We start from the raw sequence: 10,494 nt of genomic DNA on the forward strand, positions 1-10,494 counted from the left end.
TCCGCCGCCTCGGACCGGCTGAGGCACTCATTCGTCATGCAGAACGTCACCGCCCGCGAGATCCGCTCCGGCGTGGTCGAACTGCGGATGACCGGCTACGACGTCCTCAAGCGCGTTCAGATGCCCGCCCTGACCGGTGCTGGTGTGATGCGGGTTCCGGTCGCCATGCGGGAGGACGGAGAGGTCTTCTACCGCGACTACCGCCAGAGCCCGCACGCGCTGAACGTCGGCGCCACCCAGTCCGGCAAGTCCGTCTACCAGCGCAACCTCGTCGCCGGCCTCGCCACGCAGGATGTCGCCCTGGTCGGCATCGACTGCAAGCAGGGCGTCGAACTCGCTCCACTCGCACGCCGGTTCACCGCTCTCGCCGACAACCCCGACACCGCCGCCGAGCTACTGGATGCGCTCGTCGAGCACATGGCGGACGTCTACCAACTCATCCGCCGCGAACAGCGGCTCAGCGCCGACGTCCCGGACGCCGAGATCACCGCCGACATCTGGGACCTGCCCGACCACCTGCGCCCCACCCCGATCGTCCTCGTAGTCGACGAGGTGGCCGAACTCGCCCTGTTCGCGTCGAAGGACGAAGAGAAGCGCCGGGACCGGATCATCACCGCCCTGGTCCGCCTCGCCCAGCTCGGCCGCGCGGCCGGCATCTATCTGGAGATCTGCGGGCAGCGCTTCGGCTCCGAACTCGGCAAGGGCATCACCATGCTCCGCGCCCAGCTCACCGGCCGTACTGCACACCGCGTCAACGACGAGACCTCGGCGAACATGGCCTTCGGCGACGTCTCCCCGGACGCCGTCCTCGCCACGATCCAGATCCGTACCGACCGCCCCGGCACCGCGGTGGCCGGTGACTCCTCCGGCGGCTGGGTCCGCATCCGCACGCCGCACCTCACGCTCCGGCGGGCCGTGAACATCGCGAACGCCCAGGCCCACCGAACCCCGGAGATCCCGGCGCTGGACGCCTTCCGGCCCGTCCTGCCGAGCCTGGTCAAGGTGCCCGCCACGGCAGCCGATACGGCTCCCGCGCTCGCCTGACACACCCCCATGCATCGGTTGGCGCGACCGCCTCACGCCACGTCCCTACCCCACCCATGCCCGAAACCGGAAGGAGGACCCGCGATGCGCCCCACGCTGCGACCGGACGCCGTCCTCGTACAGGCCGTGATCGCCGGTGCCCTGTCCTTCGCCCACCTGCACGACCTGGCCGCAGCAGCCGGACAGACCGGCTGGAAGGCGTGGGCTTACCCCGTCTCCGTCGACCTTCTGTTGGTCGCCGCGTGGCGTCGCCTTCGCACCTTGCGGGCCGCCGGCGCCTCTGCTCGCTCGGCCTGGACCTGGTTCACCGTCGCCCTGACCGCCTCACTCGGCGCGAACGTCGCCACCGCCGGACTCCTCGACCTCGGCCATGTCCCGGACTGGCTGCGCATCCTGGTCGCCGGATGGCCGGCGCTTGCGTTCCTCGGCGGCACCCTCCTGGTCCACACCCCGACGCCGACGGTCACACCTGAGGCGCCCGCCGGGAACACGGTCGTCGAGCGGAAGATCCCCGCGGAGCCTGAGCCGGAATCACCGCCCGTGCTGCCCACCGTCAAGCCCGACCCGGCACCCGAGCCCATCGCCGCCCCACCCGCTGTGGCTGTTCCGCCGGCGCTGGTCGCCCACGCCCGGAGGGTCGCCGACGACCACCAGAGCCGTACCGGCTCGCCGATCGACGCCGACACCCTGCGCGCCCGACTCGGGGTCCCGCCCGTGATGGCCGCCGCCATCGCCGCCCAACTCGCCTGAAGGAGGTGACCTCATGCCCGCTCACGACCGCTTCCACTCCGTGATGCGGATCGGACCCGTGCAGATCGGCACCCACCGCGACCGCCACGGACGGACCAAACACGTAGCCGCCTGCACCGCAGATGACTGCGGCTGGTCGGCCGACTACTCCAACCAGTCCGCCGCCCAGCTCGCCGCCCGCACCCACCGCTGCCAGCCCCGCTAACCGTCAAGGAGACCCGCGTCATGGACGTCCCGCTCTGGCTCGCCCTGATCGTCGTCGGCTACCTCGGCATCAAGCTCATCCGCCCGCCCTGGTGGCTCGTCGTCGTAATCCTCCTCGGCGGCTACCTCCTCGCCGACAGTCTCGTCGCCCCGCTCATCGACAACACCATCTACCAGTAGGGAGAAGCGTCATGCTCCGACCGCGCGTCCCGGTCAACCCGCTCCCGACCGGCACAGTCACCCCGCTCCTCCAGCCCACTGCCACGACCGACGCCCAGCGGATGGCCTGCAACCACGACCACACCCCCGCCCCGGTACCGGTCGCACCCGGCTCCACGGTCCAGCTCACCCCCGGCAGCGCGATCGCCCTCGCCGCCGGCGGTGGCGCGGTGGTCCTGGTCGTCGGCACCGTCCTGGTCTCGCTGCTCCTGGCGGTCGCCATCACCGGCGTCTCCGTCGCCCTGATCGCGGTCGTCCTGCGGCTACTCGTCCGCGACATGCAGAAGGGCCGGTGACCCTCATGGACACGTACACGATCGCAGCCGCGGGCTTACCGGCCCTCGGGTGGGCCCTGCACGGCGGACTGCTCTGGCGCCGCCTTGCCACCGCCCGCCGCGACCCTCTGACCGGCCTGCACACCCGCGCCGGATGGACCGCCCGCGCCGAACGTCTCATCGCCAGGCACCCGGGTGCGCTCGTGCTCCTGGTCGACCTGGACGACTTCAAGGCCATCAACGACACCCACGGCCACGCGGCCGGAGACGCGGTCCTCACCGCCACCGCACAGAGGCTGAGCAACTGGTGCGGACGCGACGGCATTGCCGCACGCCTCGGGGGAGACGAGTTCGCGGCCGTCATCACCAACCTCGGCGCCGCCAACCTGTCCGACCTCTGGTCCGCATTGGACACCCCGGTCACCCACGACGGGCACGTGCTGCGGGTCTCTGCCTCGGTCGGCCACTGCGCCTCCGAGCAGCTGCCGGTCCCGACCCTCACCGACGCCCTGTCCATGGCTGACGCGGCGATGTACGCGGCCAAGGGCCACGGCAGGCGCAACACACACTGAGCGGCCCCCGGAGCGGCCTCGGTCGCCAAACTTCCGCCGCCCCGGGCGCCTTAACCCTTCCCCGATCCAACGGACCCGAAAGGGAAAACCCATGATGCCCCAGCCCTCGACCCCGCGCGTCTGCTCCCACTGCGACGGCTTCCCCATCGTCCACATCACCACCGGCAGCGGCACCCCCGACGGGCAGCGCCGCACCCTTCCCGCCTCCTGCCCGGCCTGCAAGGGCACCGGCACCCGCACCACCCGCGCCGTCCTCGTCCGCGCCGGGAAGTGACCACCTTGACCGACACCGCCCTCACTGCGGCGGGCCTGGACCCGGCCACCCTGAGCGACCTGCTCCGGGTGGCCGGGGCCCCCGGCTTCGACCGCCTCACCGAACAGATCCGCCGCACCGGAGGATGCTCCGCCCCCATCCGCCTCTCCGGCGGCACCAAGCTCCTCGACCCGAACACGAAGACCGTGCTCCACGCCTACAACACCGACACCGAACCCGGCGGCGTCCTGCGGGTCGCCTGCGGCAACCGCCGCGCCTCCCGCTGCCCCGCCTGCGCCTGGACCTACGCCGGCGACACCTACCACCTGATCCGCGCCGGACTCATCGGCAACCCCGACAAGGGCACCCCCGACACCATCCGCGACCACCCCCGCGTCTTCGCCACCCTGACCGCCCCGTCCTTCGGCCCGGTCCACAACCGGCCCGGCACCCGGCCGTGCCGCTGCGGAAAGCAGCACCAGGAGGACGCGCCCGAACTCGGCACCCCACTCAACCCCGATAGCTACGACTACGCCGCGGCGGTGCTGTGGAACAACCACGCTTCCGAGCTATGGCGGTACTTCACGATCTACCTCCGCCGCGAAATCGCCGCCCGCGCCGGCCTCACACAGACAGCTGCCCGCGAGCAGTCCCGCGTCTCCTTCGGCAAGGTCGCCGAGTACCAGAAGCGCGGCGCCGTGCACTTTCACGCAGTGATCCGCTTCGACGGACCGGCCGGCCCAGAGACCCCGCCCCCGGCCTGGGCCACCCTCGACCTCCTGACCGACGCCATCCGGGCCGCCGCCGCCCGCGTCCAAGTCGTCGTGCCCGCCGCCCCCGAGTACGGCGTGGACCAGGACGTGAAGCTGACATGGGGGAGCCAGCTCGACGTCCAGCCCATCGGCGCCTTCGGCCAGGGCGAAGACCTCACCGAACAGGCCGTCGCCGCCTACGTCGCCAAGTACGCCACCAAAGCCGCCGAGACCACCGGGTCCGTGGACCAGCGAGTGGGCAACAAGGAAGCCCTGATCCTCCTCGACGTCCCGGACCACCCCCGGCGCCTCATGGAAGCCTGCATGGACCTCGACCCGGCCTACCCGGACCGGCGCCTGAGGGCCTGGGCTCACATGCTCGGCTTCCGCGGGCACTTCTCCACCAAGTCCCGCCGCTACTCCACCACCCTCGGCGCCTTACGCCAGGTCCGCGCCGATTACCGCGCCGCCCAACAACGCACCGCCCTCGGCCTCCCGGACCCCGACGACAACCCCGAAGCCACCATCCTCGTCGTCGCCCACTGGAGCTACGCCGGCCACGGCGCCACCCCGGGAGAGTCCTGGCTCGCCGCCAACATCCGCCGCGACATCCAGCACAACCGCGAACACGCCCGCGAGATCCGAACCGAACTGGCCGAACTGGAAGGGGAGCTGGGATGAGCACCGTCACTGCGGAATTGCTGACCGTCACCGAGGTCATGGCACGGCTCAAGCTCGGACGCTCCACGGTCTACGACCTGATCCGCTCTCGACGGCTGACCTCGATCACGATCGGTCGGTCTCGCCGCATCCCCGCCGACGCCGTCCGGGACTTCATCGTCAATCAGATCGAGGAGGCCGTCTGATGGCGACCCAGCGCAAGCGCAACCCCAACGGGGCCGGCACCATCACCCAGCGGAAGGACGGCCGCTATCAAGCCGCCGTCTACGTACTCCAGCCTGACGGCACGAGGGCCAGGAAGTTCGCGTACGGCCAGACCTGGGCCGAGTGCGACACCAAGCGCCGCGCGCTCCTCGACAAGGCCGCCAACGGCATCCCCGTCCCCACCCGGTCCGCGAAGCTCTCCGAGTGGCTGCCTTACTGGCTCGACAACGTCATCAAGCCGCGCCGCAAGCTCAGCACTTACGACAAGTACGAGGCGCACGTCCGCCTGTACCTCATCCCGATGGTTGGCACCAAGCGACTTGAGTCTCTCGGCGTCGCCGACGTCCGGCGCTTCCTCGTGCAGCTGGAGAACAAGACCACCGCCGCGACGGCCAAGGAGTCCCACCGGGTCCTGCGTACAGCTCTCACCGCCGCCTGCCGTGAGGAGCTCATCACGCGAAACGTGGCCACCCTCGTCGAGCCGCCCCGGGCCAAGGCGCGGGAACTCAGCCCCTGGTCACTGGACGAGACGCTCGACTTCCTCGCCGCCGCTCGCCGGGACCCGCTGTACTCGGCCTTCGTTCTCGCCATCGCCATGGGCCTCCGTCGGGGCGAACTCGTCGGCCTGCGCTGGACGGACGTGGACCTCGACAAGCGTGTGTTGTACGTCCGGCAACAGACCCAGCGCCGCCGGGGCGTCCTGTACGACGACGATCCCAAGGGGCGTCGCCGGCGTGCAGTACCGCTCCCCGCCATGTGCATCGCACCCCTCCGCTGGCATCGGATGCGGCAGAGCGATCAGCGGGCCAAGGCAGGGGAGACGTGGCAGGACGGCGGCTACGTCTTCACCACGGCGAGCGGTCGGCCCGTCGAGCCCCGCAACGTGTACCGCTCCTTCACCCGCGTCGCCGCCTCCGCCGGCCTCCGCGTCATCCGGCTGCACGACGCCCGGCACGGCTGCGCCACGCTGCTCACCGCCGCCGGGGTCGCTCCTCGCGTCGTGATGGAGATCCTCGGGCACAGCCAGATCAGCATCACCATGGACGTCTACACGCACGTCGTCCAGGACACCCAGCGCGAGGCCATCAGTCACATGGACCGGCTGCTCAAGAGGCGGCCCGGTCGTGAGTGACCGCCGCCGTTGATGTCAGACGTAGATGTCAAAGGCCACCTACCAAGATCGGTAGGTGGCCTTTTCCCTTGTGCCCCCGGCAGGATTCGAACCTGCGACACCCGCTTTAGGAGTTCGACCGGCCTGGCCGTCCGCATCCAACAGCCGAAGGCTGTGCTGCCACTACCGACCGTCTCCGACCTTCCGCATCCGCCGCCGTTGATGTCAGCCGTTGATGTCAGCCGCCGGTCACCACCAGGATCGCTTCTTCTTCCGAAGCTCCTTCTTCTTCGCTTCGGCTTCCTTCTTCTTTCGGTCCGCCTGTGCTCGGGCTGTCCACTCTCCCTGATGTTGGTAGCACTGACCGCTGCCCACGACAGCCGGCCTCGTGCACCGGCCCCCGCTCTTCTTCGGAGCCCCACACTTCGGCTGGGTCACGCCCTCTCCCTCCCGAGAGTCCGCACGGACCCTGGCAGCGTCTCTCCAGCAGTGCGAGCTAGGAAGGCGCACACGGGAGCACAGTGGGGCACATGGCTAAGCGGCCGCCGGTCGACCGTTGCTGGCCGCAAGCGGAGAGGCCAACGACCTCTTTACAAGAGAGGGAGGGGGTATATGTCTCCTGACCTGCTCCGATGTACGCAGCGCTAGTACCCGGCCCATGAGCCGTCAAATGCCCTTCGTTCCCCGTGATTCCCCGCCCGAACTGGCACGGTTGTGGCACGTGAGTCAGGCTGGCGCACCGCCAGGAGCCGGAGGGAGCGGCTCAATCGGCCGCTCGATCGGCTTGGCGTTCAGCGCCTCCAGCTCTCCAGGTACTTCGAAGAGGTTGCGCAGTAGCTGAGTTGTGAAGCGCAGTGCCCGCTGTGCCATCTCGTGATCGACTCGCTCGTCGCTTGCATGAGCCCCAACATTCCCGATGGCTCGAATGTGATGCAACACCGGCCCAAAGCTCTGCGTGACATGGCCGTCAGAGATGAGCTTCTCGATGCTCCTCATGAGGACTTTTTCCTTAATGGAAAAGTGAGCGGCGGCAGCCTCCAGCGTTCTCCGCAGCTGCACTGCAGCCGCGTCAGGTACACCTACACCCAGTACTCGGATGGCATCCGAGTAGTAGCGCTCGACATCCTCGGGCAGGTGATTGATCACGGCCTCGGCGTCCGGCCCCTTCGGAACCACTTCCATAGCCAGAGCCTCTTGGGTGCTAGGGCCACTGTGCTCGATAAGCATGGCCCCTCCGCAGCTGGGACACCCAAGCACCGCCCAGAACCTGGAGTGGCCGTTTCGGTTCAAAAGCCCGATGCTGTGGCTCCTCGTGAGCAGGCGCGTATTGGTAAGGCCACACCAAGGACAGTCGCGAAAAGAGTGCTTTTCATGCCATGCCATGACGCGAGCGTAGCCAACAGGCGACGCCAGCACACCACTTACCTCAACTCCCATCCCGTCTGCCGTCGACCCACACATACGTGGAGCGGGCGCGGTGCCGGGCGTCCAGGTGGAGCGCGCCACTGTACGAACGACCTGGACGCCCGGTGCCGTGTCTGCTCGGCTTGTCCTGGGTCGACGGCAGACGGGTTGGGAGTTCCCCACCGCCACACCCCACCGGCCGGCACCCGCGTAGGGCGCCCCCGCCATCCCGGAGCCTGAGGCCCCCGCCGGAGGCATGTCGGTGACAGATGGAACCGCGGGGCCGTTGGGGCTCGACTCATGCCTTTGGGCCTATCCCGTCTTGCAGGGGCGGGCGTCGGCGCAGCGGGGGCGGAGCGGGCCGAAGGCAGGAGCGACGCCCCGAGCGGAGCCGGGAAGCCCGCCCGGCGGAGCGGCAGCGCAGCCGGGTGCTTGATGAGGTAGAGAAACCTGTAACAGCTCGCCCTAGAAGCGAGCGAAGATCACCGTTGCATCGTCGTGCCCTTTGGAGCGGGGCCATCGCTCACGGTCTGGGTCGCTCAGTTCGGCGTGGCGGACTCGGCGGATGAGAGAAGCTGGGCCGTGCTGTTCCAGGACGTCGAGGCAGTCTGCCCAGTCGCCAAAAGCGAAGGTGTCGACGAACCGGGCTGAGCCGTCAGTGAGAAGCGCCGCCCGTCTCAGGTGTGCGAGCGGCATGGCGCCCGTCAGAGCCTCGGCCGCAGCTTCGGGCTCCGCAGCAGCCACCCAAAAGCCACCCGGCCGGTTACGCAGTGCCCGTTCTTCCTCGACCAACGACGTGTGCGTTGCCCGTTCCTCCTGCGACCCCGGCGTGGCCGCGCGCAATGCGGCTCGCTTCTCGCTTGCCACCGCTTTCAGTCGCTGATCAGTGACGACCAAGGGCTTTTGCCCTTCGTCGAGGACGAGAGAGCCGTCTCCCAGCACTAGCCATTCTGCCTGCTCGTCCTGGACTCGAAGTACGGCGACCATGGCTGACGGGGAAAACGGACTGTCCGCATCGCAGGTCCCCCGGTGCAGATCCGCTGTCCGCTCAATGGCGGTAGCGAGGCAGTGAGTCAAGTCCCGTCGGCTTTCGGTGGCCTCCCTGTGCAGCGAGTTGCCCAGCCTCTGGACGAACCAAGCCACGCCGTGGATGCATCCGGTGGACAGTCCTTTTGGCATCCCGGCACCGTCCAGCACCACGACGCACTCGGCGCTGCCGATGGCGAAGTCCTCGTTGGGCCCCCCAGGCCGGGGGGTGCTGGACAGGGCGACATCCACGTCAGCTCACCTCGTGCAGAAGCAACTCACTGATCGCGCGGCTGTCTGTGATCGCCTTGGTTCCCTGCTCGTAGTCACAACCGATGACCATCGAGAACTCGGCCGTTCCGGCCTGCTGGTAGAGGTCTGCCAGGTGCTCCGTGAGGAAGTGCGCGACTCCCAGTGAGCCGACCGCGTGCACACCAGCGATCAGCAGGAAGGTCCCCTGCCCGTCGGGCCTCGGGAGCCTGCCCAAGTACGCCACATCCGAAGGGGTGGGGCTGTCAGGGTCATCGCTCGGCGAGGAGTACGTCTTGCCGCTGTCCATCTCGATCAGGGCCCACCGGCCATCCGGCAGCGTCTCGAACGAGAGGCGGGGGTCGGCCTGGAGGGCGGCCGCGGTCACTAGGGATGTCTTGGGGCCGCAGACAACGATGAGGTCTTCGCGGTTCAGGTCGATCTCGCCCGACGTCGAGATGTACCCCAGGTCTCCTTCGAGCTGAAGCTGATGAGCCAACGCCACCAGCTTCTGGCCCGTGGAGCTGTCCTCGAGCGCCACATACTCCCGCTCGCCCGGCCGCATGGGGACAAGTACCTGGACGGGACCGGTGCCGAGAAACACTCGCTCCGGCGGCGGGCCGGCGTCACGGAGCTGGGCCACGCGTGCCCGGCTGACGCCCATCAGCTTCGCTACGTCCGCCATCGAGTGCCCGTGATCACGAAGCCAAGCAATGCTCTCCTTGCGCATGCGCGAGGTCTCGACAACGGCGGCCTGGAGCTCCCCCATCAGGTCCACGGCGGCCTTCACGCGGAGCGCGTGATCTTGCATAGCGGCAACGCGCCGCACTTCATCAATCACGGCGAGCACCTCGCGGAACCGGACGGGGGACTGTCTTCATACCCAACATGCTAAGGGGGGTTGACACGTCGCACCAGTCGCATGCATCTTGGGTGGTAACCCCCCCCTTAACGGAGTGGGTCTCGACGCTCGGGCTGTTAAGCCCCCTTACCGGGAGAGTGGACATGCCGTCCTTCAAGATCGACCTTTCGACCGCCGTGGTGTTCGTGGCCACGGCCCCCGCCCCGAAGCTCGTCAGCAAGCAGACCGGTGAGCGCGCCATGGACCGGGAGACCGGTGCTGGTCTGTCCACGGTGGGCCTGCTGATCTCCGACGAGGGGGAGGGCAACCTCTACCAGGTGACCGTTCCGGAGACCGGGCTCCCCGACGGTCTGGCGCCCGGCATGCCGGTGTCGGTGATCGGGCTGAAGGCGCGGGACTGGGAGAACAACTTCAACGGTCAGGCCCGGCACGGCATCTCGTTCCGCGCGGTCGCTCTCACGGTCGGTTCCTGACCATGAACGCGACCGCCTTAACCGGCACGCTGGCGCTGGTCGCCACGGTTGCGCTGCTGCTGCGGTGGCAGCGTCCGGCCTGGTACTGGATGACCTTCGGCATCGCGACCGCCGTCGTGCGGCTCCTGGTCCGGTACTCCTCGGTCATGGACGCGTGCGGGCTGACCGTCCCGCCGTCCCGCTTCCGCCTCTCGGTCGCCCGGATGACCAACCGGCCGGTCCCAGAGCCCCGGGCACCCCGGATCCTCCGGCTCCGTCCGACGCGCACCGGTCTGGTGCTGCGGGTGAAGCTGCGGCCCGGGCAGGACGCGTTCGACTTCTCCGCCGCCTCGGACCGGCTGAGGCACTCATTCGTCATGCAGAACGTCACCGCCCGCGAGATCCGCTCCGGCGTGGTCGAACTGCGGATGACCGG

The 10,494-nt window shown here is 68.9% G+C and carries 14 protein-coding genes and 1 pseudogene; 12 read left to right on the forward strand and 3 right to left on the reverse strand.

All coding sequences use genetic code 11. The features are described from left to right. The 10 genes from AB0A69_RS33585 to AB0A69_RS33630 all read left to right on the forward strand — a co-directional run. Positions 1-1,044: FtsK/SpoIIIE domain-containing protein (locus AB0A69_RS33585; protein ID WP_361429873.1), on the forward strand; the 1,044-nt coding region annotated here is incomplete at its 5' end. A gap of 84 nt (positions 1,045-1,128) precedes the next feature. Then, a complete protein-coding gene (locus AB0A69_RS33590; RefSeq protein ID WP_361429875.1) occupies positions 1,129-1,794 on the forward strand; it encodes a DUF2637 domain-containing protein in 666 nt (221 codons plus the stop codon). Positions 1,795-1,807: 13 nt separating this feature from the next. Further along, positions 1,808-1,999: a mobile element transfer protein gene (locus AB0A69_RS33595; RefSeq protein WP_361429877.1), complete on the forward strand. Its 192-nt coding sequence runs from the start codon at positions 1,808-1,810 to the stop codon at positions 1,997-1,999. A gap of 20 nt (positions 2,000-2,019) precedes the next feature. Then, positions 2,020-2,178, forward strand: coding sequence for a hypothetical protein (locus AB0A69_RS33600; protein ID WP_361429879.1), 159 nt, complete (start codon positions 2,020-2,022; stop codon positions 2,176-2,178). Between the two features lie 11 nt (positions 2,179-2,189). Next, positions 2,190-2,513, forward strand: a complete 324-nt coding sequence (locus tag AB0A69_RS33605) for a SpdD-like protein (RefSeq protein WP_361429881.1) — start codon at positions 2,190-2,192, stop codon at positions 2,511-2,513. A gap of 5 nt (positions 2,514-2,518) precedes the next feature. Beyond that, positions 2,519-3,064, forward strand: a complete 546-nt coding sequence (locus AB0A69_RS33610) for a GGDEF domain-containing protein (protein ID WP_361429883.1) — start codon at positions 2,519-2,521, stop codon at positions 3,062-3,064. Between the two features lie 94 nt (positions 3,065-3,158). After that, entirely contained in the window at positions 3,159-3,338 is a 180-nt protein-coding gene (locus tag AB0A69_RS33615) for a hypothetical protein (protein WP_361429899.1), read from the forward strand. Between the two features lie 5 nt (positions 3,339-3,343). Beyond that, complete coding sequence (repSA, locus tag AB0A69_RS33620) at positions 3,344-4,750, forward strand: replication initiator protein RepSA (protein ID WP_361429885.1); 1,407 nt, start codon at positions 3,344-3,346, stop codon at positions 4,748-4,750. Beyond that, positions 4,747-4,935, forward strand: coding sequence for a helix-turn-helix domain-containing protein (locus AB0A69_RS33625; protein WP_361429887.1), 189 nt, complete (start codon positions 4,747-4,749; stop codon positions 4,933-4,935). Before repSA ends, AB0A69_RS33625 begins: the two co-directional genes overlap by 4 nt. Beyond that, positions 4,935-6,086 carry a site-specific integrase gene (locus tag AB0A69_RS33630; protein ID WP_361429889.1) on the forward strand — a complete coding sequence of 384 codons (1,152 nt, stop codon included), beginning with the start codon at positions 4,935-4,937 and terminating at the stop codon, positions 6,084-6,086. Before AB0A69_RS33625 ends, AB0A69_RS33630 begins: the two co-directional genes overlap by 1 nt. Before the next feature lie 705 nt (positions 6,087-6,791). On the opposite strand, the gene AB0A69_RS33635 is transcribed toward AB0A69_RS33630, so the two are convergent. From AB0A69_RS33635 to AB0A69_RS33645, 3 genes are all read right to left on the reverse strand, one after another. Beyond that, the gene (locus AB0A69_RS33635; RefSeq protein WP_361429891.1) at positions 6,792-7,247 is read right to left on the reverse strand and encodes a DUF4145 domain-containing protein; all 456 of its coding nucleotides are present in this window, start codon (positions 7,245-7,247) and stop codon (positions 6,792-6,794) included. A gap of 687 nt (positions 7,248-7,934) precedes the next feature. Further along, positions 7,935-8,747, reverse strand: a complete 813-nt coding sequence (locus tag AB0A69_RS33640) for a protein phosphatase 2C domain-containing protein (RefSeq protein WP_361429893.1) — start codon at positions 8,745-8,747, stop codon at positions 7,935-7,937. 1 nt (position 8,748) lies between these two features. Then, positions 8,749-9,585: a sigma-70 family RNA polymerase sigma factor gene (locus AB0A69_RS33645; protein WP_361429895.1), complete on the reverse strand. Its 837-nt coding sequence runs from the start codon at positions 9,583-9,585 to the stop codon at positions 8,749-8,751. Positions 9,586-9,749: 164 nt separating this feature from the next. Between AB0A69_RS33645 and AB0A69_RS33650 the strand changes: the two genes are divergently transcribed. Both AB0A69_RS33650 and AB0A69_RS33655 read left to right on the forward strand, forming a co-directional pair. Further along, complete coding sequence (locus AB0A69_RS33650) at positions 9,750-10,079, forward strand: hypothetical protein (protein WP_361429897.1); 330 nt, start codon at positions 9,750-9,752, stop codon at positions 10,077-10,079. Positions 10,080-10,081: 2 nt separating this feature from the next. Next, positions 10,082-10,494, forward strand: a pseudogene (locus AB0A69_RS33655) (plasmid transfer protein); the annotation flags it as partial.

The sequence above is a fragment of the Streptomyces sp. NPDC045431 genome, from assembly GCF_040646655.1.
Classification (GTDB): Bacteria; Actinomycetota; Actinomycetes; order Streptomycetales; family Streptomycetaceae; genus Streptomyces.